Source organism: Sphingomonas sp. G-3-2-10 (assembly GCF_012927115.1).
Lineage (GTDB): Bacteria > Pseudomonadota > Alphaproteobacteria > Sphingomonadales > Sphingomonadaceae > Sphingomonas.
This window is the reverse complement of the sequence record NZ_JABBFY010000001.1, coordinates 2890471-2913785: the sequence shown is the minus strand read 5'-3', so window position 1 is coordinate 2913785 and position 23315 is coordinate 2890471. Positions and strand designations below refer to the sequence as shown.

Below are 23315 nucleotides of genomic sequence, written 5' to 3'. Positions count from 1 at the left end.
TTACTTCTTCGCCGCGGGCTTCTCCGCAGGCTTTTTCGCGCGGGGCTGGCCCGGCGCGTACTGGTCGCCGTACTTGTTGCCTTCGTACCAGCGCGGGGCTTCGGCCGCGTCGGCGATTTCGCGAGCGATCAGATAATTGATCTTCGCGAACTTGGCCCCGGCTTCCCAGTTGAACGGCAGGTTCGTCTGGTCGCTGACCTTGTGATAGTCGGTCGCGAGGAACTTCTGGAAGGCTTCCTTGCCGCCATTGGCCCAGCCGGTCACGAGGAACACCGACGGCACGCCCGCCTTGACGAAGCTGTAGTGATCCGAGCGGACGAACAGATTCTCCTCGGGCATCGGATCGGGCGAAAGCGTCACACCCATCCGCGCGCCGGCGCGCTCGACGATCGGGCCCAGCGTCGAATGCTCCGCGCCGAACGCGACCACGTCGGTGAAGTCGTAGAGCAGGATCGGCATGTCGAGATTGACGTCGGCGACCACCTTGCCGCTGCCCACCACCGGATATTTGGCGAGATATTCCGAGCCGAGCAGCCCGTCTTCCTCGGCGGTCAGCGCAACGAACAGGATCGAGCGCTTGGGCCGCTTTCCGCTTTCGGCGAAGCCGCGCGCGACTTCGAGCATCGTCGCGACGCCCGCGGCATTGTCCATCGCGCCGTTATAGATCTTGTCGTCGCCCTTCAGGTCAGGATCGACGCCGTCATGGTCGAGATGCGCCGAGAGCACGACATATTCGGCGGCGAGGCGCGGATCGGAACCGGGCAGGATGCCGATCACGTTCGGGCTGTTGACGATCATCACCTTGCTGGTGCGCTCGGTGGTGACCTTGGGGGTGAGCGCAAAGCCCTTGGGGCGCTCGCCCGCGGCGACCGATGCGAAGATCTGGTCGGCAGTCTTCGGGCTGCCCGCGAACAGCGCGGCGGCCACATTCGGATTGATGTACGATCCGATCTTGATCCCCGGATCGTCCCCGCCCGGCGCACCGTTCGGCCCGAGCCAGGTCATCTGCGAGCGCAGGACATAGCCGCGCGCGCTGGCCCAGGACATGCGCTTCAGATTGTCCGGGCTGACGATGTAGAGGATGCCGAGCGCGCCGTGCTTGCCCGCACTGGCGTCCTTCTCTTCGGCGCCGGCGGCTTCCGCATCGGCTTCGCTCATTCCGCGCGGCGAGCCGAGCAGCACGGCCACGAACTTGCCCTTCACGTCGAGGCCCGCATAATCGTCGTGCAGGCCATAGCCCGCGAATACCACTTCGCCGGTCAGCACTTGCGCGGTGCTGCCGTAGCGCGGGGAGGCCGCGATCAGCACATCCTCGCCATTGGCGAACTTCTTGCCGCCAACGGTGATCGAAGCAGGCGCGGACGCATCCAGTGCATAGTCGGCGAGCGGCACCTGCTGGTACCAGCTGCCATTGGTCCCGCCCGGTTTCAGCCCGAGGGCTTCGAATCGGGTCGCGACATAGCGCGCGGCGATGTCGTAGCCGCGCGTGCCGGCATTGCGCCCTTCCAGCAGATCGTCGGCGAGGAACTCGACATGCGCCTTCACCGCCGCCGCGGAGAAGGTCGGCTCGGCCGCCTTCGGCGCGGTCTGGGCCATCGCGGGCGCGGCGAGCCCGAGCGAAAGTGCGATGAAAATCAATGGGATGCGCATGAAATCTGTTCCCCCGGAACCAGGATCGAACGCTCAGGCTAGTGCAAAAACCGGAGGACATAAAGATGCTGCGCAGGTGCGTTGCCCGGGCAAGGCGGTTTGGGTTGCAGCCCCGTCTCGCCGCGCTATGGTCACGGCCATCCACCTTCTGGTGAAAAGGACTTCCGCAGTGAAATCGTTCCTCATGTTCTGCAGCGCGGCGACCTGCGCGCTCGCCGTTTCCGCTCCCGCATATGCGCAGCAGGCGGCAACCCCGGCCGCCCCCGCCGCGAAGCCCGCGCCGGTCTCCGAACTCGCCAAGTCGGTCGACATTCCGTACGAGGAATTCACGCTCGACAACGGCCTGCGCGTGATCGTCCACACCGATCGCAAGGCCCCGATCGTCGCGGTCTCGACCTGGTACGATGTCGGCGCGAAGCACGAGCCCGAAGGCAAGACCGGCTTCGCCCATCTGTTCGAGCATCTGATGTTCAACGGTTCGGAAAACGCTCCGGGCGATTTCTTCGAGCCGCTGCGCCAGGTCGGCGCGACCGATTTCAACGGCACGACCAGCTTCGATCGCACCAATTATTTCGAGACGGTGCCGACCCCGGCGCTGGAGCGCGCATTGTTCCTCGAAAGCGATCGCATGGGCTTCCTGCTCGGCGCGATCACGCAGGAAGTGCTCGATGAGCAGCGCGGCGTCGTCCAGAACGAAAAGCGCCAGAACGACAACAATCCCTATGGTCTGGCCTTCTACCGGATCGTCGAGAATGTCTTCCCCAAGGGTCATCCCTACAGCCACCTGCCGATCGGCTCGATGGCCGATCTCGACGCCGCCAGCCTCGACGATGTGAAGGGCTGGTTCCGCTCGCACTATGGCCCGAACAACGCCGTGCTGGTGCTGGCGGGCGATATCGACGTCGCCACCGCGCGCCCGCTGGTCGAGAAATATTTCGGCCGCATCGCGCGCGGCCCGGAAAGCCATCTTCCCACTGCGCCGGTAACGCCGCTCGCCGCACCGAAGAGCGAGACGATGAAGGATCGCGTCGCCACCACCCGCGTCTATCGCGTGTGGGCGGTGCCGGGCCTCAATGATCCCGATGCGGTGCCGATCGACGTGTTCGCCAGCGTGCTGGGCGGCCTGTCGTCGTCGCGGCTCGACAATGCGCTGGTGCGCAAGGAGAAGCTGGCGGTGAATGTCAGCTCGGGCGTCCAGTCGCTGTCGCAGGGCGGCATGTTCCTGGTCGTGCTCGACGTGGCGCCGGGCGTCGATCCCGCCAAGGCGGTCAGCCGCCTCGACGAGATCATGGCCGATCTGATCAAGAATGGCCCGACCGCCGATGAAGTAACCCGCGTCGCCACCAACAATATTTCGGGCCGCATCTCGGGCCTCGAATCGGTGGGCGGCTTCGGTGGCAAGGCCGTGGCGCTCGCTTCGGGCGCGCTCTATTCCAACGATCCGGGCTTCTACAAGAAGCAGCTCAACCGCCTCGCCTCGACCACACCGGCGCAGGTGCGTGCGGCTGCCAGCCGCTGGCTGACCAAGCCGGCCTATACCCTGACCGTCGAGCCCGGCGCACGCGAAGGCGCCTATGCCGAGGCAGCCAAGCCCGCCGCCGCGCCGGCCAAGCCGGCCGAAGCGAAGAAGGAAGAAGTGTCGCTGAACACCCGGCCGGAAAAGATGCCGGACGTCGGCAATATCGGCGATCTGGACTTCCCGGACGTGCAGCGCGCGAAGCTCTCGAACGGCGTCGAGATCGTCTATGCCCAGCGCAAGGCGGTTCCGATCACCCAGGTCGTGATCAGCTTCGACGCCGGCGTCGTTGCCGATCCCGCGGGCAAGCTGGGCCTCCAGTCGCTCGCTCTGTCGGTGATGGACGAAGGCACGACCCATCTCGATTCGATCCAGATCGCCGAGGCCAAGGAACGGCTGGGCGCGCGGATCGGCACCGGCAATTCGGCCGACCGCACCTATGTGACCCTGTTCTCGCCAAGCCCCAATCTTGGCGGTTCGCTCGATCTGCTCGCCGATGTGGTGCGCAACCCGGCGTTCGCGCCGGCCGAGCTGGAGCGCGTCCGCGGGCAGGTGCTTGCCGGCATCCAGCAGGAACTGACCAGCCCGCAGGGCCTGGCCCAGCGCACCACGCCGAAGGTGCTCTACGGCAATTCACCCTATGCCAAGCTGGCGGCAGGCAGCGGCGACCCCGAAGCGATCAAGACGCTGACCCGGGACGATCTGGTCGGCTTCCATCAGGCATGGATCCGCCCGGACAAGGCGAAGATCTTCGTCGTTTCCGATCGTCCGCTGGCCGAGGTCCAGACCGCGCTCGAGGCGCGGTTCGGCAAGTGGCAGGGCACCGGCACGGCGGGCGTGAAGGCGCTCGACGTGGCGCCGGCCCAGTCGAGCCCGAAGATCATCCTGATCGACCGGCCGCAGTCGCCGACTTCGCTGATCATCGGCGCGCAGTTGACCCCGCTGGTCAGCACCGCCGACCTGCTCGACGTGATGACCGCGAACGAAGTGCTCGGCTCGGGCTTCCTGTCGCGCATCAACATGAACCTGCGTGAAGACAAGCACTGGTCGTACGGCGTGCGCGGCGGCTTCACCCGCATGGAAGGCACCGTGCCCTATGTCATCAGCGCCCCGGTTCAGGCCGACAAGACCGGTGCGTCGATCACCGAACTGCGCACCGATGTGCGCAACTTCCTGACGACCAAGGGGATCACCCCGGCCGAATTCGAGCGGACCATCAACGGCGAAACGCGCGAGCTGCCGGGCACGTTCGAGACGTCGGGCGCGGTGCTCAACGCGATGCAGTCGAACGACATGTTCAAGCGCCCGGACAATTATTACGACACCATCGCCGCGCGGTATCGCGCAATGAAGTCGCCGGATCTCGATGCGGCCGCCCGCGCCGCGATCGACCCGGACAAGTTCGTGTGGATCGTGGTCGGCGATGCGTCGGTCGTCCGGCCGCAGCTCGACGGTCTCGGCCTGCCGGTCGAAGTCGTCGCCGCACCGGCTCCGGCGCCCAAGCCCGCCGCCAAGTAATAATCAAAGGAGAGAAGATCATGGCCAATGTCGATGGAAGCTGGGACACGCTGGTCCGCTCGCCGATGGGCGACCAGAAGGCGACCCTGACGATTGCTAGCTCGGGCGACACGTTCACCGGCACCTATTCGGGTGCGATGGGCAATGCCGAGATCAAGGACGGCAAGGTCGATGGCGACAAGCTGACCTGGAAGCTCGACATCAGCGTGCCGATGCCGATGACGCTGGACGCCGAAGCCACGGTGGATGGCGATGCGATCACCGGCACGGTGACCGCGGGCGCGTTCGGCGCCTTCCCGCTGACGGGCACGCGCCTGGGCTAAGGCCCGCCGCGACGCTGAAACGAAAAGGCCCGCTTCCGGAAGGAGGCGGGCCTTTTTTATTCCTCCCGAGCTTGCTCGGGGAGGAGCCGATCAGCGTTCCAGCCGGGTCACATGGCCCATTTTCCGGCCGGCGCGGATCTCGTGCTTGCCGTAGAGGTGCAGATGCGCGCCCGGCTCGGCGAGGAATTCGGCCCAGCGCGTGGCGTCGTCGCCAATCAGGTTTTCCATCTCGACGCGCAGCGCGGTCGGTGCGGTGCTGCCCAAGGGCAGGCCGCAGATCGCCCGGATATGGTTCTCGAACTGCGAGGTCTCGGCGCCTTCGATCGTCCAGTGGCCGCTGTTATGCACGCGCGGCGCCATCTCGTTGAACACCGGTCCATCGGCGGTGGCGAAGAATTCGAGCGCGATCACCCCGACATAGTCGAGCGCTTCGGCGACGCGACCGGCGAGCGCGGCGGCTTCGGTCCATTGCGAGGCGATCTCGGCTGGGGCGGGGATGCTGGAAAGATGCAGGATGCCGTCGCGATGCTGGTTCCACGGCGGCGGATAGCTGGTGGTGGTCCCGTCCGGCGCGCGGGCGAGCAGAATCGAAAATTCGTGGCTGAAGGTGACAAAGCCTTCGAGGATCGAGGGCTGGCCCTTCACCGCGTCCCAGGCTTGAGCAGCTTGCGCGGGATCGTCGATCCGCGCCTGACCCTTGCCGTCATAGCCGAGCGATACCGTCTTCAGGATCGCGGGCGTACCGATCGTCTCCAGCGCGGCGGTCAGGTCGCCAAGGCTGTTTACCTCGGCAAACGGCGCGGTGCGGCCACCCAGATCGCGGACGAACGCCTTTTCTGTGTGCCGTACCTGCGCGACTTCCAGCGCTTTCAGCCCCGGCCGCACCGGCACCTTGTCGGCGATCGCGGCAAGCGCGGTAAGGGGGACATTCTCGAACTCATAAGTCACGACGTCGCAGGCGCGGGCGAAGGCGGCGAGTTCGTCCGCTTCGTGATAACCGGCGCGAGTGAAGGCCGAGCTGATGTCGTTCGCCGGCCCGCTCTCGGGCGCGAACACATGGATGCGATAGCCGATCTGTGCCGCGGCCACGCCCAGCATCCGGCCGAGCTGGCCGCTGCCAAGGATGCCGATCGTCGCGCCGGGGGGAAGGGTGGTCATGTCCGCCAGCTTACTCGGGATCGGTCGCCACGCCGTCGGTCTGCGCCGCGCGCCACGCCTGAAGCCGCTGCGACAGCGCTTCGTCGCCGGTGGCGAGGATCGCGGCGGCGAGCAGCCCGGCATTGGCCGCGCCCGCCTTGCCGATCGCCAGCGTGCCGACCGGGATGCCCGCGGGCATCTGCACGATCGAGAGCAGGCTATCCATGCCCTTCAGCGCCTTGGATTCGACGGGCACGCCCAGCACCGGCAGGTGCGTCATCGACGCCGCCATGCCCGGCAGATGCGCGGCGCCGCCGGCTCCGGCGATGATCACCTTGAGGCCACGGTCCGCAGCCTCGCGCGCATAATCATAAAGCCGCTGCGGCGTGCGATGCGCGGAGACCACCCTGGTCTCGTGCGCAATGCCCAGGTCCGACAGGCGATCGGCGGCATGGCGCATCGTCTCCCAATCGGACGTGCTGCCCATGATGATGCCGACAACCGGGTTGGTCATTTCGCCGTCCCCTTGGAGGAAGCGCCGTCCCTAGTGGGCGCGCTTCCTCAGATCAACGCTCGCTCAGATAATAGCGGTCGGTCGCAACCAGATTGTCGTCCAGCTCGTACACGATCGGCTGGCCGGTCGGGATTTCCAGTTCGGTGATTTCCGCGTCGGGAATGTTCGACAGATGCTTCACCAGCGCGCGGAGCGAATTGCCGTGGGCCGAGATCACCACGCGCTTGCCTGCCTTCAGATCGGGCGCGATGGTCGATTCCCAATAAGGCTGGACGCGAGCGATCGTGTCCTTGAGGCTCTCGGTCGAGGGGATCGCGATCCCCGCATAGCGGCGATCCTTCGTCAGATCGAACTCACCGCCCGGCTCCAGCACCGGCGGCGGCGTATCGAAGGCGCGGCGCCAGATCTTGACCTGCTCGTCGCCATGCTTGGCCGCGGTCTCGGCCTTGTTGAGCCCGGTCAGGCCGCCATAATGCCGCTCGTTCAGCGCCCAGTCCTTGGTGACCGGCAGCCATAGCCGGCCCATTTCCTCCAGCGCCAGGTTGAGCGTCTTGATCGCACGGGTCTGGAGGCTGGTGTAGCACTGGTCGAAGTCGAAGCCCTTCTCGGCAAGCAACCGGCCCGCGGCCTTGGCTTCCTCGATGCCCAGATCGGTGAGGTTCACGTCCCACCATCCGGTGAAGCGGTTCTCGAGATTCCAGGCCGACTGGCCGTGGCGGATCAGGACGAGCGTGGGCATAGGGGTCTCCTTTGTCGCGGCCCTCTTAGCCGCGCGGAGGCGGAGCGCAACCGGAGCGGAACTATCGCGCGTGTTACAGCGGCTTGTGTTACAGGGGCTTGGTCATGAACCGGCTCAACGGGTGCGCAGCATAGTCGCCGAACGGATCGCACCAGGTGAAACCGAGCTGGCGGTACAGCGCCTGGGCAGGCTCGAACTCGGGCGTCGCGCCGGTTTCCAGGCTCAGCCGCCGATAGCCCCGCTGGCGGGCGACGCCGAGCATATGCGCCATCAGCGCCGCGCCCGCGCCGCGGCGGAGCTGATCGGGAGCGGTGCGCATCGACTTGATCTCGCCATGCGCCGGATCGAGTTCGCGGAGCGCGCTGCAGCCGAGCAGGTTGCCGTCGCGCCATGCGCTCCAGAAGCTGATGTCCGGACGCTTCAGGCCGCTGCGGTCGAGAACATGCGCGCCGCCGGGCGTGGGCTTTTCGCGCACATCGTCGAGATGCACGCGCAGCAGGTCGATCACCTGCGGCTCGTCGAGGCCGCCCTCGCGAATCTCCATAACCCTGTGCCCCCCGGCGCCTTCATCGTGACGCAATCGAATCGATATCGTCCGGTCGTCGCAGGCAAATGCTGCCGTGCGGTAAATGCGCGATCGTGAAGTTAAAGCTGTCGCGTCATGAAGCGGCTGAACGGATCGTCCGCCGGATAATCGCCGAACGCATCGCAATAGGTGAAGCCGAACTTGCGATAGAGGGCGTGCGCCGCGTCGAATTCCGCCGAAGAACCGGTTTCGAGGCTCAGCCGCGAGAGGCTCCGCTCGCGCGCCGTGGCCATGATCCGTTCGAGGATCGCGGCCCCGACACCCTTGCCGAGATGCTCGGGCGCGGTGCGCATCGACTTGATCTCGCCGTGCCCGGCATCGATCTGCTTCATCGCGCCCATGCCGAGCAGCGCCTCGCCGTCCCATGCGGTCCAGAAGGTCACGTCGGGCGTCTCCAGCCCCGACAGGTCGAGAAAGTGACAGCTTTCCGCGGGGGAACTGGCGAGCATCCCCGCGGCGTGCAGCTCCAGCAGCGCGATCGTGCGCGGATCGCGCAATCCCCCCTCGCGGATTTCCATCAGAGTTCGTCGATCATCCCGGCCAGCGTCTCCAGACATGCATGCGCCAGCACCTTGCACCGTTCCGGCGACCAGGCGAATTCGGGATCGGCATTCGCTTCGTGATCCTTGAACGGCATTTCCAGCGTCATCGACACCGCGCCGAAGCGCTCGGCGAGCTGGTTGGTCGACATCGACAGATTGGCGGTGCCCGGCGCCGACTTCTCATAGCCGAGATCGGTCTGGAACTCCGGCGTGGTCGCGGCGAGGCGGCGGCCGAATTCGTAGAATTTCTCGCCGAATGCGTCGGTCCAGCTCGGAATGCCTTCATAGCCCGCGAGGAAATTGGCCGGGATCGCTTCGTCGCCGTGGATGTCCATCGCGAAAGCCACGCCGGTCTCGTCCATCGCGTCGCGCACGGCGAGGACTTCGGGGCTCTTGTCCGCCGTGGGCGAGTGCCATTCGCGGTTGAGGTTCACGCCGGCGGCATTGGTGCGCAGATGGCCGCGGCGCGATCCGTCCGGGTTCATGTTCGGCACGATGTGGAAGGTCGCCTTCTCGCGCAGCAGCTTCGCCGTCGCGTCGTCCGCGTCGGTCAGCTTCTCCAGCGCGCCTTCGGCCCACCATTCGGCCATCGATTCGCCGGGATGCTGGCGGGCATAGATCCACACCTGCTTCTCGCCCGTGCCCAGGGTCAGGCAATCGAGCGGCTGGCCGTCGAGCGTGGTGCCGAGCTGCTTGTGCGTGACGCCCGGCTTCAGCGCGATGCGGCTGACCAGATCGTGGTGCCGCTCCATCGAATAGGGCGCGAAATAGGCGAACCAGACGAGATCGGTGTCGATCGCCCTGGTGAAGCTCAGCACGCCGTCGTCATAAGACGAGTCGGCCACGCGCCACGCTTCGCGGTCGGCGCTCCAGCGCGTCTTGTAGCCCGGCCAGCCGAACGCGTAGGCCGCGCCCGCCGCATTCAGGATGCGGAAGGTCAGCGTCCGCCCCTTCGCGCCGGCGACGCGGAAGTGGAACCATTGATAGAAGTCGGACAGGTGATCGCTGACGATCTCAAGGTCGACGCGGTCGCCCTCGATTGCAACGAGACGGATATTGCCGCTGTCGAACGCGGCGTTGATGCTGATGGTCATTTGACCGTGATAGTGATCCCGCTTTCGCCGGGGAACCCCTTGAAGAGCGCCTTTGCGAGCCGGTCGGCGGTCGCGGCGGGCTGAGTCGTCGGGCCGTTGCCGACGGTCTCGGTGACCGCGCGGCCTTCCCACACGATGCTGTTGTCGCTGCGGCGCTTGAGCTGGACGCGCAGTTCGGTGGCGATCACTTCGTCGCTGCGGCCGCTGCCCACCGGCACGCTCACGCCGCCGCCGATCCCCACGCCGCCGCGCCGTCCGCCGCTGAAGCCGCCGCCGCCGATTCCGATCGAGACCGGCGACTGGCGGCGGACGAAGCCGCGCGAGGTGCGCGTATAGGAAAAGGCCGCGACATAGGCGGAGGGGCCGCCGGGCGAAGCCGCGAAGCCGATCCGCGAGAGTTCGGCGCGGATCGCCGCGGCATAGACCTGATCCTCGGGGCTGACCCCGGCAAAGCCGGTCAGCGGCTCGACCGCGATCGTATCGGCGGCGACCGGATTGCCGAGATGGTAGCGGGTGACGTCGATCGGCCCGGTGCGCGGCCCGGCCATGCAGCCGGACAGCGCCACAGCAGCTCCGATCGTTGCCAGTGCCTTGATCCGTCCCATATCCCAGCCTCCTGTTTTCGGCTTCAACACGAGTCAGGCCGAATCGGTTCCGTAACGGCTTTACCGGTTTCTCAGGTTGACTTGGAAGGGAGAGGCCACTAGGCGGGCGCCTCTTTTCCAGCATTCCAATTCGAGAAGCGAATCGGTCATGAAGATCGTGAATTCATTGAAGTCGCTCAAGGACCGTCACCGGGAGAACCGCGTGATCCGTCGTCGCGGGCGCACCTACGTCATCAACAAGACGAATCGCCGGTTCAAAGCCCGCCAGGGCTGATTCCCGTGCAGCCACACGCCGTCATCTTCGATGTCGGCAATGTGCTGTTCGATTGGGATCCGCGATTCCTCTACGAGCGCCTGATCGAGGACGATCGGGCGCTCGATGCGTTTCTGGCGGATGTCGTCACGAAACAATGGCACTTCCAGCACGATGAAGGCCGTCCCTTCGCCGAGACTTCGGCGGAGCTGAGCGCGCTATACCCGCAGCATGCCGATCTGATCGCCGCCTGGGGGCCGCGCTTCAACGAATCGGTCGGCGGGCCGATTCCGGGGATGCTCGAGATCGTCGCGGAACTGGCCGCGCGCGATGTGCCTTTGTTCGCCATCACCAATTTCTCGGGCGAGTTCTGGCCGCCCTTCCGCGCGTCGCAGGAAGCGGTGTTCGCGCCGTTCCGCGATGTGGTCGTCTCGGGCGACGAGAAACTCGTGAAGCCCGATCCCGCAATCTACGCGCTGGCGCTGAAGCGCTTCGGGCTGGACGCGTCGCAGGCGGTGTTCGTCGACGACAACCTCGCCAACGTCGAATCGTCGCGCGCGGCGGGCATCCACACGGTGCATTTCACCGACGCGGCGGCCTTCCGCGCGGAGCTGGAGCGGCTCGAGCTGCTCTGACGCCGGCGCTCAGCCCGTCGGATCGCTGCCCTTATAGGTCTTCAGCTCGTCGCCCAGCAGGCGGACCACGTGCAGCACGTTGGTGGATCCCGGCGTTCCGAACGGCACGCCGGCGCACACGATCACGCGGTCGCCCGCGGCGGCGATGTGATGGCGCAGCGCCATGCGCTTGGCCTTGGCGACCATTTCCTCGAACGATGCGACGTCGCGGGTGTGGACCGCATGGACGCCCCACAACAGGCCGAGCCGCCGCGCGGTTTCGATCTTCGGGGTCAGCACCATGATCGGCACGTTGGGCCGCTCGCGCGCGATGCGCCGCGCGGTCGAACCCGAAGTGGTGAAGCACAGGATCGCCGCGGCGCTGACGGTGTGGGCGATGCCCTTGGCGGCTTCGGCCAGCGCGTCGGCGGTGGTGGGATCGGGGCGAGTGACGGTGAAGTGGACGCGATCGCCATGCGTCGGATCGCGCTCCACCGCGTCGGCGATCGAATTCATCATCGCCACCGATTCGACCGGCCAGTCGCCCGCGGCGCTTTCGGCCGAGAGCATGATCGCATCGGCGCCGTCATAGACCGCGGTCGCCACGTCGGAGACTTCGGCGCGGGTCGGCGAGGGCGAAGTGATCATCGATTCGAGCATCTGCGTCGCGACGATCACCGGGCGACCGAGGCGGCGGGCGCTCTCGACGATCCGCTTCTGCAGCGGCGGCACGCTCTGCGGCGGCAATTCGACGCCCAGATCGCCGCGCGCGACCATCACGCCGTCGCATTGCTCCAGCAGTTCGTCCAGCCGGGCAATGGCGCTCGGCTTCTCGATCTTGGCGAGCAAAGCCGCCTTGCCGCCGATCAGCCGGCGGGCTTCCATCAAATCCTCGGGCCGCTGGACGAAGCTCAATGCGATCCAGTCGACGCCCTGTTCGACCGCGAAATCGAGATCGCTGCGGTCCTTCTCGGTCAGCGCGGCCAGCGGCAGCACCATGTCGGGCACGTTGAGGCCCTTCGAGTTCGACAGCACGCCGCCGACTTCGACGATCGTCGTCATCCGGTCGGGCGTATGGCTGATCACGCGCAGCACCAGCTTGCCGTCGTCGAGCAGCAGGCGCGCGCCGTCCTCGGCAGCTTCGAAAATCTCGCGGTGCGGCAGCTGGACGCGCGTGGCGTCGCCGGGCGCGGGATCGCGGTCGAGGATGAATTCATGGCCGGTGACCAATGTCACCTTCCCTTGAGCGAACTTGCCGACGCGCAGCTTGGGGCCCTGAAGATCGGCGAGGATCGTGGTCGGGCGGCCCAGCTTCTTCTCGAGGCTGCGGATCGCTTCGATCACCGGAATCTTCGATTCCTGATCGCCGTGACTCATGTTGATGCGGAACGCGTCGGCGCCGGCATCGAACAGCCGTTCGATCATTTCGGGTGTCGAACTGGCGGGGCCGAGAGTCGCGAGGACGCGAACCTTTCGCGAGCGCGGGCTGATCGCCTTTGTCATCGGTGTCATGTCCCCAAAAATCTGGCGCAAACTTGTACGGTCCCGCCTCTACCCTCATATGAAAATGGATCAACCGTGGAGACGAAGATGGCGACGCTCGAAACGCTGGACGATGCGATTGCGGCTCAGGCGTTTCGGCGACTCGTGCGCCATTTGCGGCATCGCACGGATGCTCAGAATGTCGATCTGATGGGGCTGGCGGGCTTCTGCCGGAACTGTCTGGGCGATTGGGTGCATGAAGCGAGCAAGGGCGCGTACGACAAGGCGGCGGCGCGCGAGATCGTTTATGGCATGCCGCATGAGGCGTGGAAGGCACGCTACCAGATCGAGGCGACGCCCGAGCAGCTCGAGCGGATGGCCGAAAGCCTGACGCGCAATCATCGCGAGGAGATGCTCGACGATGCGCTCGACGACAGCTTCCCGGCGAGCGACCCGCCCTCGATGACCGCGCCGAACGGCTGACCCCGCCGCACCCGTTGCTCGCGGGAAGGCCTGCCCCTAAGCTCCGCGCAAAGGGGAAGAGGATGATCCGCAATCTGATCGCGGCCTTCGCGCTGCTGTTCGCCGCACCGGTTCTGGCCCAGAGCGCACCGCCAGCGCCCAAGACGGTCTATATCCATGCCGGTACGTTGCTCGACAAACCGGGCGAGAAGCCGCGCGGCAACAGCACGATCATCGTCCGCGACGGCAAGGTCGTCGAAGTGCGCGACGGCTTCGTGCCTCCGGCCGAGGGCGCGACCGTCGTGGATCTGCGCAATGCGTTCGTCCTGCCCGGGCTGATCGACCTGCACGTCCATCTCTTCTTCGAAGGGGACCCGATGAAGGCGCGGCTCGAGGCGATGACGCGCACCGATGGCGACGAATTCGTGATCGGGGTGGAGAATGCCCGGCTCGATCTCGAAGCCGGCTTCACCACCGTTCGCGATCTGGGCAGCACGCCCGAGCTGATCCGCGCGCTGCGCGACGGGATCGATCGCGGCGCGATCGCCGGGCCGACCGTGGTCAATGCCGGGCTGATGATCTCGGTCACCGGCGGGCATGGCGACGGCAGCAACGGGCTGGCCGAACCCTGGGCCAGCACCGTGCGCGATCACCAGCTCAACACCTGCGACGGCGCCGACGATTGCCGCCGCGCGGTGCGCGCGCAGATCGGCATGGGTGCGCTGGTCATCAAGTTCGCGGGCACCGGCGGCGTGCTGTCCAACGTCGCTGGCGGGCTGGGCCGGCAGATGACGCCGGACGAGATGAAGGCGATCGTCGAGACTGCGCACAGCTTCGGCCGCCGCGTCGCCGTCCATGCCCATGCCGAGGAAGGCATTCGCGCCGCGGTAGAGGCCGGAGTCGATACCGTCGATCACGGCACCTTCCTGACCGATTCGACCATCGCGCTGATGAAGTCGCGCGGCACCTGGCTGGTCCCGACGATGCTCGCGCCGCAGACTGCGCTGAAGGCGGCGCGCGCGGGCCTGTTGCCCCCGGCGACGGTACCCAAGGCCGAGCAAGCCGCCGCTGCTGCGATCGACAGCCACCGCCGCGCGATCCGCGCCGGGGTGCGCATCGCCTTCGGCACCGATACCGGCGTGTCGCGCCACGGCATCAACGCGCAGGAATTCGGCCTGATGGTCGGCGCGGGTATGACCCCGATGGGCGCGATCCGCGCCGCGACGATCGACGCCGCCGATGCGCTGGGCCGCAAGGACCAGATCGGATCGATCGAGCCGGGCAAATGGGCCGACATCATCGCGGTCACCGGCGATCCGCTGGCCGATGTCACACGGCTGGAGCGCGTCGATTTCGTCATGCGTCGCGGTGTGGTCCACAAGCTTGGCGGCAAGCGGCAGGCGTTTCCGGCTGATTGATGGCGGTGCCAGCCCGCTCCCCCACCCGGCCGCCCATAGAATAAACTTCCGTTGGGCGGCCGGGTGGGGGAGCGGGCCGGTACTGCAACGGCGGCTTGAGCCGCCGCAACCGATGCCCTAGACGGCCCCCTTTCTATCCAGATTCGAGAGCGGACTTCCCATGAGCGACAATATTTCGGCCGAACAGCTGCGCCTTTTCATCGAGCGCATCGAGCGGCTGGAGGAAGAGAAGAAGGGCATCGCGGACGACATCAAGGACGTCTATGGCGAAGCCAAGTCGACCGGTTTCGACGTGAAGACGATGCGTTCGATCGTGCGCCTGCGGAAAATGGAAAAGCATCACCGCGACGAGGCCGAAGCGCTGCTCGAAACCTACAAGAACGCGCTCGGCCTTAGCTGAGACGACCTAAGGAGAGGGAGCCGCTCATGGCAGGCCATTCCAAATTCAAGAACATCATGCACCGCAAGGGCGCTCAGGATAAGAAGCGCTCGGGCATGTTTTCCAAGCTCAGCCGCGAAATCACCGTCGCGGCCAAGATGGGCCTGCCCGATCCGGACATGAACCCGCGCCTGCGCGCGGCGGTCAACGCCGCCAAGGCGCAGTCGATGCCCAAGGACAATATCCAGCGCTCGATCGACAAGGCGAGCAAGGGCGACGCGGAGAATTACGAGGAAATCCGTTACGAGGCGTTCGGCCCGGGCGGCGTCTCGCTGATCATCGAAACGCTGACCGACAACCGCAACCGCACCGTCACCAATGTGCGCACGATCATCGCCAAGAATGGCGGTAATCTGGGCGCACCGGGTTCGGTGAGCCATGCGTTCGACCGGATGGGCCTGATCAACTATCCGGCCAAGGCGGGTGACGGCGACAAGGTGTTCGAAGCGGCGCTGGAAGCGGGCGCGGAGGACGTGTCGTCGTCCGAAGACGGCCACGAGATCTGGACCGGGCAGGGCGATCTGCACGAAGTCGCCAAGGCGCTCGAACCGGTGCTGGGCGAAGCCGAAGGCGCGAAGCTCGCCTGGCGTCCGCAGACGATGGTGTCGGTCGACGAAGGCGACGCCGCGACCCTGCTCAAGCTGATCGACCTGCTCGACGACGATGACGACGTGCAGACCGTGTGGGGCAATTACGAAGTCTCCGACGAAGTGATGGAGAAGCTGGGCTGATCCTTCTCGGCCTCGACCCCGGGCTTGGCACCACCGGCTGGGGGTTGATCCGGGCCGAGGGGAATCGCCTGAGCCATATCGCCAACGGCCGGCTGAAGACCGACACCGCGGCATCGCTGCCGCGCCGGCTCGCGCATCTCGACATGCAGCTTGCCGCGCTGATTGCGGACCGAAATCCCGATGGCGCGGCGGTCGAGGAAGTGTTCGTCAATTCCAACGCGCAATCCACGCTCAAGCTGGGTCAGGCGCGCGGGGTGGTGATCTGCGCGGTGGCGCGGACGGGGATCGAGGTCGGCGAATATACGCCTTCGGTCGTCAAGAAATCGGTGGTCGGCGTGGGCAATGCCGAAAAGGCGCAGGTCCATGCGATGGTCGCGCGGCTGCTGCCCGGTGTGAAGATCGACGGCGCCGACGCCGCCGACGCGCTGGCGGTGGCGATCTGCCACGCGCATCACCTGGCGACGGCGCGGCGGATGGGGCGCCAAGGCTAGGCCGTCAGCGCAAAGGCCGGTCCTTCGCCATCGTCGTTGGCGGCGGGCTTGCGCGGAGTGCGGGTGCGGCGTGCGCGGGGGCTGCGCGGAGCGGCGCGTTGCGGCAACAGCGCGCGGATCGCGCGCCAGCTGCTGCTCGCGGCGCCCGCGACCACCACCAGCGCGATATCGAGCATCACGCCCAGATCGATCATCGCCAGCGCGGCGGTCAGCTCGGGCAGCGCCATGCTGTAGATCAATATGCCTTCATGCCCGATCACCCACCACGCCGCGAGCGCGGTGACGATCAGCACCGCTGCCGCGAGCATCGTCTGGCGGTGGATGCGCGAAAGCGCGGCGGCGGGCTTCGCGACCAGCCAGCGGTTCAGCGTATCGCCAACCGGCGTGTCGCGCGCGGCGATCAGCGCCGCCCATAGCCCGACCATCCCCATCAACAGCGTCATGCGCAATCCTTCCCTTTCCCTCGAAATGGGAAGGGCGGCAGCGATTTCCAGAGGCGGGGATGACGGCGGAACAAAAGGTGGCTAAGCCTGTCGACATGATCGCGCATCTCCACGGCCAGCTCGCCGCCACCGGCATGGATTATGCGGTGATCGACGTGAACGGCGTGGGCTATCTGGTCGGCGCGTCGGCGAAGACGCTCGATGCGCTCGGCCCCGCGGGCGGCACGGTCACGGTGCACACCGAAATGCTGGTCAGCGAGGATTCGATCCGGCTGATGGGATTCGCTTCGGCCGACGAGCGCGACTGGTTCAAGCTGCTGACCAGCGTGCAGGGCGTCGGCGCGAAGGTGGCGCTGGCGATCCTCTCGATCTTTGCCCCCGCCGAGCTGCAGACGGCGATCGCGCGCAGCGATTCGGCGATGATCGCACGCGCCAACGGCGTCGGCCCGAAACTGGCGCAGCGCATCGCCAACGAACTGAAGGACAAGGCAGGCGGGATCGCGACCGGCGGCGTCGGCGCGGCGTCGTCCCCGGCGGGCGGCGCAGCAAAGGACGCGGTGTCGGCGATGCTCAATCTGGGCTTCAAGCCCGCCGAAGCGAGCAACGCGGTGAGTGCGGCCAGCGACGAACTCGGGCCAGGCGCGACGCTCGACGCGCTGGTGCGGCTGGCGCTGCGGAAGGCGGCGAAGTGAGCGGTGCAGTTGCAACGGCATCGGCGTTCCGCGCCGGGCTGCTTTTGCGCGGCCTTGAGATTATCGGGACGATCGTCCCGGTCATCATCTGCATAGTCTCTCCGAGCTGGACGCTCAGTATCCTGGCAGCGCTCCTGCTGGTCAGCCCGGTCTTCAATCCGCTTGTCGGAAGTTCGTTCGAGCATGTCCCGCGCGAGACGCTTCTCCACACGCTGTTCCACAAGATGGGCTGGACGAAGTGCGGGCAGTGCGGCCGGTCCGTCTTCGAGGCTGGCGAAGCCGACCGTTATTATGGCGGAGGGCCGTATTTTCTGCCGCAGAGAAGCTGCATGACCTGCGGGAGTGCATTGTGACCGACGACCGCATCCTCGCCCCAGAGCGCCGCGCCGATGACGTGGACGCAGCCCTGCGCCCCAAGCTCCTCGACGAGTTCGTCGGGCAGAAGGCGGCGCGAGAGAATCTGCGCGTCTTCATTCAGGCGGCGCGGTCGCGTGGCGAAGCGCTCGATCATGTCCTCTTCTTCGGCCCGCCCGGGCTCGGCAAGACCACGCTGGCGCAGATCATCGCGCGCGAGATGGGCGTGGGGTTCCGCGCCACTTCCGGCCCGGTCATCGCCAAGTCGGGCGATCTCGCGGCGCTGCTGACCAATCTCGAGGATGGCGACGTCCTCTTCATCGACGAGATCCACCGCCTCGCACCGCAGGTCGAGGAAGTGCTGTATCCCGCGATGGAGGATCGCGCGCTGGATCTGATGATCGGCGAAGGGCCATCCGCCCGGAGCGTGCGGATCGATCTGCCGCGCTTCACCCTTGTCGGCGCGACCACGCGGCAGGGTCTGCTCACTCAGCCGCTCCGCGACCGGTTCGGCATTCCCGTCCGCCTCAATTTCTACACGGTGGACGAACTCGAAAAGGTCGTCAGCCGCGCCGCGCGCCTGCTCGATCTGCATGTGGCGGAGGATGGCGCGCGCGAGATCGCGCGGCGCTCGCGCGGTACCCCGCGCATCGCCGGCCGCCTGCTGCGCCGGGTGCGCGATTTCGCGACGGTACTCGGCGAAGCGACGGTGCATGCGAAGGTCGCGGACGCTGCGCTGACCCGGCTCGAAGTCGATGCGTTGGGCCTCGACGCGATGGACCGGCGCTATCTGATGATGATTGCCGACATCTATCGCGGCGGCCCGGTGGGTGTGGAGACGCTCGCCGCGGGCCTGTCCGAACCGCGCGACACGATCGAGGAAGTGATCGAGCCGTACCTGATCCAGATCGGCATGATCGCCCGCACCGCGCGCGGCCGCTGCCTCAACGGCATGGCGTGGAAGCATCTCGGCCTCGATCCGCCCGCCAACGCGCAGGACGGGCTGTTCGACTAGAGGAAATAGACGGCGACGCCGGCGACCGCGCCCAGAAAGCCGCTGATGACGAAGTTGAAGATCGCCATGACGAAGGACCCCTGCGACCGGCGCTGAAAGGTCGATCGCGGCGCGGGCGTGGCGTTGCTCACTTCCAGATAGCCGGTCAGCCATCCGGCCAGCGCGGTGATGGCGATCGTGACCAGCGCGCCGGGGATCGTTTCGAACGCGATGACGATCGGCAGCAGCAATACGACCGGTGCCGACATCGCCAGCGCCGCAAGCAGCTTGGCATTGTCGACATCGTCCTTCGTGACCGGAGCGGCGCTGATGAGATCGGGCGAATCCTCCGCCGCCGCGGCAAGCCAGGCGAGGCTGCTCGCCACTTGCCCGGCGACGATGACGCTGACGAATGCGAAAGAGGGCGCGAGCGGGATCGCGCCGTCGCTCTGCATGCCGATAAGGAATATCGGCGCGAGATAGACGAGGCGTAGCAATATCTGAAATGTCAGCGCCGGATCGCGGGCAAGCAGCCGCCATTCCTTGGCGAAGATCGTCGCGAACAGTCCGGTGCGGAAATGGCGGGCGATCCGTCCGGTCGCCGGGCGGGTGCGTCCCGAAAGGCGCATTCCTCCCGCGCGATAGCTGGAAAGGAACAGGGTCTGCATCGCCCAGGCCGTGAAGGCGAAGACCAGCGCCGCGCCGCCGAAGAGCAGCAGGATTGCGATCGGATCGCCCAGCGCCGCCTGACCCGGCCAGGCGCCGGGGCCGCTATCGACCAGTCCGGTCCGCTCGATCTGCTGGAACAGAAGGTCGATGCCGCCTTCGTCGCGATTGCGGTTGTTGTAGATCTGGACGGTGAGGAACGCCGCGCCGCCGGACAATGCGGCTGCGATCTGGCCGACGGTGCGCGCGGCGCGGGGACCGGCGACCCGGGCCAGTGCAAGGGTTATGGCCAGCCCGGAACAGGCGCCGAACAGCGCGAGGGCCACCAGCAGCGCGACCGCGCCGAGCAGCTCGGCATGGCCCAGCAGCGCCATCGGCAATACGATCGGCAGCAGGATCACGGCATAGGTCAGCAGGATCGAGCCGGTGATCCCGGCCAGCTTCGCTGCGATCACGGTGCGCGGGGGAAGCGGTGCGGAAAAGAGCAGGTCGAGATCGCCTGCCTCGTACAAGGTGCGCTGGCTGGTGACGATCGCCTGCGTGACCATCAGCGTGAAGAGCCAGGCCGATACCAGCAGCACGATTGCGCGGGTGAAGGGGCCGCCGTCGATCGGAACGCCGCGCATGGCCAGCGCGATCACGATGCCGATCAGTGTCCACAGGATCAGGAATACATAGGCGAGCGCGGCTTGCCAGTCCTTACGCTGATAGGCGAGCATCGCCAGGCGAAGCTCGTTGAGCGTCAGCCAGACAAAGCCCCCCGGCGCCATGCGCTGCATCAGCCAGCCGATCATGCGGCGGTGGGCGTGGTCAGGCGGATGAAGGTGTCCTCGAGGGTCATGTCATCCGACCCGGCCTGTTCGCGCAGCTGGTCGAGCGTGCCTTCGGCCAGCAGCTTGCCGCCAGCGATGATCCCGATCCGGTCGGCCAGCCGCTCGGCCACGTCGAGGATGTGGGTGGTGACGATCACCGTCTTGCCGCTGTCCACCGCCGCGCGCAGCGCGTCCTTCACGCTCCGCGCCATCGCTGCGTCGAGGCCGGTCAGCGGCTCGTCGAGGATGAGCAGTTGCGGATCGTGGATCAGCGCCCCGGCCAGCGCGACCTTCTGCTTCATGCCGCGCGAAAAGCCCTCGCACCGATCGTCGCGCACGTCCCACAGCTCGAGCCATTTGAGCAGGCGCTCGGCTTCGGGCGCGGCGACGGTAGGCGGGATGCGCCACAGCCCCGCGACGAAGCCGAGATATTCCGACGGCGTCAGCTTGTCGTAGATCATCGGATCGTCGGGCAGCCACGCCGTAATCGCCCGCGCCGCCAGTGGGTCGCGCCGCGCATCGACGCCGTAAATCTCGATCCGCCCGCCATCGGGCTCGGTCAGCCCCACCGCCATGCGCAGCGTCGTGGTCTTGCCCGCGCCATTGGGGCCGAGCAGGGCATAGAGTTCGCCCGCGCGGACTTCGAGATCGAGACCCGCGATGACGGGTCGATCGAAGGATTTGCGGAGGCCGGTGATACGAAGCGCGGGTGCGGTCATCCGTGCCAGACTAGAGATGGATGCGGCTTCGTCCAGAGGGCGAACGGGGTTCCCCATCGCGGCCCCGTGGGCTACGGCCCCTGCGATGGACAGCTTGCAAGCGACCCTGTCGGCGTTAGGCCGCTTCGTCGGCCACGAGCATCATTTTGTCCTGCGTGTCTATTTCGAGGACACCGACCTGACCGGGGTCGTCTATCACGCCAATTATCTGCGGTTCATGGAGCGCGCCCGCTCCGATATGCTGCTGGCTGCCGGGATCGATCAGCGCGCGGCGTTCGAGGCTGGCGAGGGTGCGTATGCAATCGCCTCGCTGTCCCTCAAATACCGCGCGCCGGCCCGTCTCGGCGACGAACTCACGGTCGTCAGCCATCTGAAGCGTTTGCGCGCCGCTTCGGTGGATATTCATCAACGAGTCATGCGCGAGGGTACCATAGTGGCGGAAGCGGAGGTCGAGGCGGCATTTGTCACCCCGGCCGGGCGTCCCCGGCGGCAGCCATCCGAATGGATGGCGGCATTCACGCCACTGGTGTGCAAGGGAAACTGAGCCGGATATGGATTTTCTGACCAACGCCGATCCGACGTCGCTTGTCGGTCTCATCGTACAGGCGCACTGGATCGTGAAACTGGTTATGGCGGGGTTGTTCCTCGCCAGCCTGTGGAGCTGGGCGATCACGATCAGCTTCGGATTCCGCATCAGCGGCGTGCGCAAGGCGATCGACAAGTTCGAGGGCGAATATCGCGAAGCCGACGATATCGACGAGTTCCACCGCCGCGTCGCCGGCCGGGATCAGCCGATCGCGCGCGTCTTCTCGGCGGGCGTCACCGAATGGCGCCGCTCGACTTCGGGCAAGGCGATCGACCGTGAGGGCACGCGTGAGCGTCTCGCGACCGCGATGGGCGCGACGATCGCCAACGAAATCGATCGCCTGGCCGACCGGCTGAACTTCCTCGCCACGGTCGGCTCGGTCGCGCCGTTCGTCGGCCTGTTCGGCACGGTGGTCGGCATCATGAACAGCTTCACCAAGATCGTGGCGACCGAAAGCTCGTCGATCACGGCCGTGGCGCCGGGCATTGCCGAGGCGCTGTTCGCCACCGCGATCGGCCTTGCCGCCGCGATCCCTGCGGTCATCGCCTACAATGCGTTCAGCCACCGCATCAATCGCGTCGAGCAGCGGCTGAACCGCTTCGCCGACGGCTTCCACGCGACGCTCAGCCGCCGGCTCGAGCTGGAGGCGTAAGCCGCGATGGCGATGCACCTTCCCTCGAAGCGCGGCCGCGGCCGGCGTGCGCCGATGGCGGAGATCAACGTCACGCCGCTGGTCGACGTGATGCTGGTGCTGCTGATCATCTTCATGGTCACCGCGCCGTTGCTCAACGCCGGCGTCGCGGTGAACCTGCCGGAGAGCAAGGCCAAGGCGCTGGAGCAGGACAGCAAGCCGGTGCAGATCACCGTCGATCCGACCGGTCAGGTCTATATCGACGATCTGCCCGTGGCCGATGCGGCGCTGAGCGGCGAGCTCGATACGCTGGCCAAGCGCACCGATGCGGATGGCAAGCCGCCGCTCATCTTCCTGCGCGCCGATCAGGCGCTCGACTATGGCAAGGTGATGAAGGTCATGGGCGAGCTCAACCGCGCCGGGCTGAACCGCGTGTCCCTCGTCACCAATTCGAGCAGCGCGAAGAAAGACGCCAAGAAGTGATGCGGAGGGTGACCTGATCCGCTCATCGGAATGGGGCGGCCTCGCGGCCGCGATCGTCGGTCATGTGGGACTGCTGGCGCTCGTCATCTTCTTCGCCGGGCGCGAGGAGGACGAGACGCCGCGTAACGATCCGATTCAGGTCACGCTGACCGACGAGATCGGCATGGTCAGCGCCGCGCCCGATCCCAGCGACGAGCCGCCTGCGCCCAAGGCCGGCGAGGAAGCCACGCCCGACGATACCGAGATCGCGCCGCCCGATTCCGAACCGGAGCCCGAGCCCAAGCCGCAGCCGCCCAAGCCTGCGGCGAAGCCCGAGCCGCAGCCCAAGTCGACCCCGCGCCCGCCGAACAGCGCGAACGCGTCGAGCAAGCCGAACCAAAAGCCGAACAACAAGCGCGACACCAGCGGCCTTGCCGGTCTCGACGTGTCCGGTCCGGCGGAGGAAAAGACCAATGGCAAGGGCGACCGTTCGCAAGCCTCGGCAACCGGCGCGGAGCAGGCCAATTTCCTGTCGGCGGTGAAGCGTCAGGTCCAGCCCTGCGCCGACCGTCAGAATATCCCCGCCGCCGAAGCCGAATCGATCGTCGCGATCGTCCAGCTCCGGCTGAAGCCGAACGGCGCGCTGGAGAGCGTTCGCATCCTGCGCCACGAAGGGGTCAACGACGGGAACCAGCGTTACGTGACGCGCGTCGACGATGCGGTCGAGGCCGTGTTCAAGGGCTGCACGCCGCTGCGCGGGCTTCCGGCGGACCTGTATGATGTAAAAGGTGGCTGGAAGAGCCTGACCTTCCGGTACCAATTGTCGAGTTGAAGTGGAGAAG

The 23315-nt window shown here is 66.5% G+C and carries 28 protein-coding genes; 16 read left to right on the top strand and 12 right to left on the bottom strand.

Annotation, left to right across the window (positions count from 1 at the left end; translation table 11 throughout):
- Positions 1-1650: a M20/M25/M40 family metallo-hydrolase gene (locus HHL13_RS14690; protein WP_169556368.1), complete on the bottom strand. Its 1650-nt coding sequence runs from the start codon at positions 1648-1650 to the stop codon at positions 1-3.
- 169 nt (positions 1651-1819) lie between these two features.
- Here HHL13_RS14690 and HHL13_RS14685 point away from each other — a divergent pair, with 169 nt between their 5' ends.
- Both HHL13_RS14685 and HHL13_RS14680 read left to right on the top strand, forming a co-directional pair.
- On the top strand, positions 1820-4684 hold the full coding sequence (locus tag HHL13_RS14685) for a pitrilysin family protein (protein WP_346775563.1): 2865 nt from the start codon (positions 1820-1822) through the stop codon (positions 4682-4684).
- A 20-nt stretch (positions 4685-4704) separates the two neighbouring features.
- Positions 4705-5007: a hypothetical protein gene (locus HHL13_RS14680; protein ID WP_169556367.1), complete on the top strand. Its 303-nt coding sequence runs from the start codon at positions 4705-4707 to the stop codon at positions 5005-5007.
- A 90-nt stretch (positions 5008-5097) separates the two neighbouring features.
- Here the strand turns inward: HHL13_RS14680 and HHL13_RS14675 are convergent, their stop codons facing one another.
- From HHL13_RS14675 to HHL13_RS14645, 7 genes are all read right to left on the bottom strand, one after another.
- Positions 5098-6165 (bottom strand): 5-(carboxyamino)imidazole ribonucleotide synthase, encoded by a 1068-nt coding sequence (locus HHL13_RS14675; RefSeq protein WP_169556366.1) that lies wholly within the window; start codon positions 6163-6165, stop codon positions 5098-5100.
- A 10-nt stretch (positions 6166-6175) separates the two neighbouring features.
- Entirely contained in the window at positions 6176-6658 is a 483-nt protein-coding gene (purE, locus tag HHL13_RS14670) for a 5-(carboxyamino)imidazole ribonucleotide mutase (protein WP_169556365.1), read from the bottom strand.
- A 52-nt stretch (positions 6659-6710) separates the two neighbouring features.
- Positions 6711-7397, bottom strand: coding sequence for a 2,3-diphosphoglycerate-dependent phosphoglycerate mutase (gene gpmA, locus HHL13_RS14665; protein WP_169556364.1), 687 nt, complete (start codon positions 7395-7397; stop codon positions 6711-6713).
- An 88-nt stretch (positions 7398-7485) separates the two neighbouring features.
- On the bottom strand, positions 7486-7941 hold the full coding sequence (locus HHL13_RS14660; RefSeq protein ID WP_169556363.1) for a GNAT family N-acetyltransferase: 456 nt from the start codon (positions 7939-7941) through the stop codon (positions 7486-7488).
- A gap of 101 nt (positions 7942-8042) precedes the next feature.
- Positions 8043-8501: a GNAT family N-acetyltransferase gene (locus tag HHL13_RS14655; protein ID WP_169556362.1), complete on the bottom strand. Its 459-nt coding sequence runs from the start codon at positions 8499-8501 to the stop codon at positions 8043-8045.
- The gene (locus HHL13_RS14650; protein WP_169556361.1) at positions 8501-9619 is read right to left on the bottom strand and encodes a carboxypeptidase family protein; all 1119 of its coding nucleotides are present in this window, start codon (positions 9617-9619) and stop codon (positions 8501-8503) included. The genes HHL13_RS14655 and HHL13_RS14650 overlap by 1 nt, the downstream gene beginning before the upstream one ends.
- On the bottom strand, positions 9616-10224 hold the full coding sequence (locus tag HHL13_RS14645) for a DUF4136 domain-containing protein (protein WP_169556360.1): 609 nt from the start codon (positions 10222-10224) through the stop codon (positions 9616-9618). Before HHL13_RS14645 ends, HHL13_RS14650 begins: the two co-directional genes overlap by 4 nt.
- A 148-nt stretch (positions 10225-10372) precedes the next feature.
- Here HHL13_RS14645 and ykgO point away from each other — a divergent pair, with 148 nt between their 5' ends.
- Both ykgO and HHL13_RS14635 read left to right on the top strand, forming a co-directional pair.
- On the top strand, positions 10373-10498 hold the full coding sequence (gene ykgO / locus HHL13_RS14640; RefSeq protein ID WP_169556359.1) for a type B 50S ribosomal protein L36: 126 nt from the start codon (positions 10373-10375) through the stop codon (positions 10496-10498).
- Positions 10498-11112 (top strand): HAD family phosphatase, encoded by a 615-nt coding sequence (locus HHL13_RS14635; RefSeq protein ID WP_169556982.1) that lies wholly within the window; start codon positions 10498-10500, stop codon positions 11110-11112. Before ykgO ends, HHL13_RS14635 begins: the two co-directional genes overlap by 1 nt.
- A gap of 9 nt (positions 11113-11121) precedes the next feature.
- Here HHL13_RS14635 and pyk read toward each other — a convergent pair whose 3' ends face one another.
- Positions 11122-12594, bottom strand: coding sequence for a pyruvate kinase (pyk, locus tag HHL13_RS14630; protein WP_169556981.1), 1473 nt, complete (start codon positions 12592-12594; stop codon positions 11122-11124).
- 87 nt (positions 12595-12681) lie between these two features.
- Between pyk and HHL13_RS14625 the strand changes: the two genes are divergently transcribed.
- The 5 genes from HHL13_RS14625 (at position 12682) to ruvC (ending at position 16114) form a co-directional block, all read left to right on the top strand.
- The gene (locus HHL13_RS14625; protein WP_169556358.1) at positions 12682-13056 is read left to right on the top strand and encodes a DUF1244 domain-containing protein; all 375 of its coding nucleotides are present in this window, start codon (positions 12682-12684) and stop codon (positions 13054-13056) included.
- Positions 13057-13118: 62 nt separating this feature from the next.
- Positions 13119-14453, top strand: a complete 1335-nt coding sequence (locus HHL13_RS14620; protein WP_169556357.1) for an amidohydrolase family protein — start codon at positions 13119-13121, stop codon at positions 14451-14453.
- A 160-nt stretch (positions 14454-14613) separates the two neighbouring features.
- The gene (locus HHL13_RS14615; protein WP_169556356.1) at positions 14614-14853 is read left to right on the top strand and encodes a DUF2312 domain-containing protein; all 240 of its coding nucleotides are present in this window, start codon (positions 14614-14616) and stop codon (positions 14851-14853) included.
- A gap of 26 nt (positions 14854-14879) precedes the next feature.
- Complete coding sequence (locus HHL13_RS14610) at positions 14880-15623, top strand: YebC/PmpR family DNA-binding transcriptional regulator (protein WP_169556355.1); 744 nt, start codon at positions 14880-14882, stop codon at positions 15621-15623.
- A complete protein-coding gene (gene ruvC, locus HHL13_RS14605; RefSeq protein WP_169556980.1) occupies positions 15620-16114 on the top strand; it encodes a crossover junction endodeoxyribonuclease RuvC in 495 nt (164 codons plus the stop codon). Before HHL13_RS14610 ends, ruvC begins: the two co-directional genes overlap by 4 nt.
- Here the strand turns inward: ruvC and HHL13_RS14600 are convergent.
- Complete coding sequence (locus tag HHL13_RS14600; RefSeq protein WP_169556354.1) at positions 16111-16557, bottom strand: hypothetical protein; 447 nt, start codon at positions 16555-16557, stop codon at positions 16111-16113. The genes ruvC and HHL13_RS14600 overlap by 4 nt on opposite strands.
- Before the next feature lie 95 nt (positions 16558-16652).
- Between HHL13_RS14600 and ruvA the strand changes: the two genes are divergently transcribed.
- The 3 genes from ruvA to ruvB are packed head-to-tail and all read left to right on the top strand — an operon-like array spanning position 16653 to position 18618.
- Positions 16653-17249: a Holliday junction branch migration protein RuvA gene (ruvA, locus tag HHL13_RS14595; protein WP_169556979.1), complete on the top strand. Its 597-nt coding sequence runs from the start codon at positions 16653-16655 to the stop codon at positions 17247-17249.
- Positions 17246-17602 (top strand): hypothetical protein, encoded by a 357-nt coding sequence (locus HHL13_RS14590; protein ID WP_169556353.1) that lies wholly within the window; start codon positions 17246-17248, stop codon positions 17600-17602. Before ruvA ends, HHL13_RS14590 begins: the two co-directional genes overlap by 4 nt.
- Positions 17599-18618: a Holliday junction branch migration DNA helicase RuvB gene (gene ruvB, locus HHL13_RS14585; RefSeq protein WP_169556352.1), complete on the top strand. Its 1020-nt coding sequence runs from the start codon at positions 17599-17601 to the stop codon at positions 18616-18618. Before HHL13_RS14590 ends, ruvB begins: the two co-directional genes overlap by 4 nt.
- Here the strand turns inward: ruvB and HHL13_RS14580 are convergent.
- Together HHL13_RS14580 and HHL13_RS14575 are read right to left on the bottom strand one after the other, a co-directional pair.
- A complete protein-coding gene (locus HHL13_RS14580; protein WP_169556351.1) occupies positions 18615-20057 on the bottom strand; it encodes a hypothetical protein in 1443 nt (480 codons plus the stop codon). The genes ruvB and HHL13_RS14580 overlap by 4 nt on opposite strands.
- Positions 20054-20794, bottom strand: a complete 741-nt coding sequence (locus HHL13_RS14575) for an ABC transporter ATP-binding protein (RefSeq protein WP_169556350.1) — start codon at positions 20792-20794, stop codon at positions 20054-20056. Before HHL13_RS14575 ends, HHL13_RS14580 begins: the two co-directional genes overlap by 4 nt.
- An 85-nt stretch (positions 20795-20879) precedes the next feature.
- Here HHL13_RS14575 and HHL13_RS14570 point away from each other — a divergent pair, with 85 nt between their 5' ends.
- The 4 genes from HHL13_RS14570 to HHL13_RS14555 all read left to right on the top strand — a co-directional run bounded on the left by HHL13_RS14570 (position 20880) and on the right by HHL13_RS14555 (position 23305).
- On the top strand, positions 20880-21338 hold the full coding sequence (locus HHL13_RS14570) for a YbgC/FadM family acyl-CoA thioesterase (protein WP_169556349.1): 459 nt from the start codon (positions 20880-20882) through the stop codon (positions 21336-21338).
- Between the two features lie 7 nt (positions 21339-21345).
- On the top strand, positions 21346-22032 hold the full coding sequence (gene tolQ, locus HHL13_RS14565; protein ID WP_169556348.1) for a protein TolQ: 687 nt from the start codon (positions 21346-21348) through the stop codon (positions 22030-22032).
- Between the two features lie 6 nt (positions 22033-22038).
- Positions 22039-22494: a protein TolR gene (tolR, locus tag HHL13_RS14560; protein WP_169556347.1), complete on the top strand. Its 456-nt coding sequence runs from the start codon at positions 22039-22041 to the stop codon at positions 22492-22494.
- A 64-nt stretch (positions 22495-22558) separates the two neighbouring features.
- Positions 22559-23305 (top strand): hypothetical protein, encoded by a 747-nt coding sequence (locus tag HHL13_RS14555; RefSeq protein WP_169556346.1) that lies wholly within the window; start codon positions 22559-22561, stop codon positions 23303-23305.
- Positions 23306-23315 lie beyond the last annotated feature (10 nt).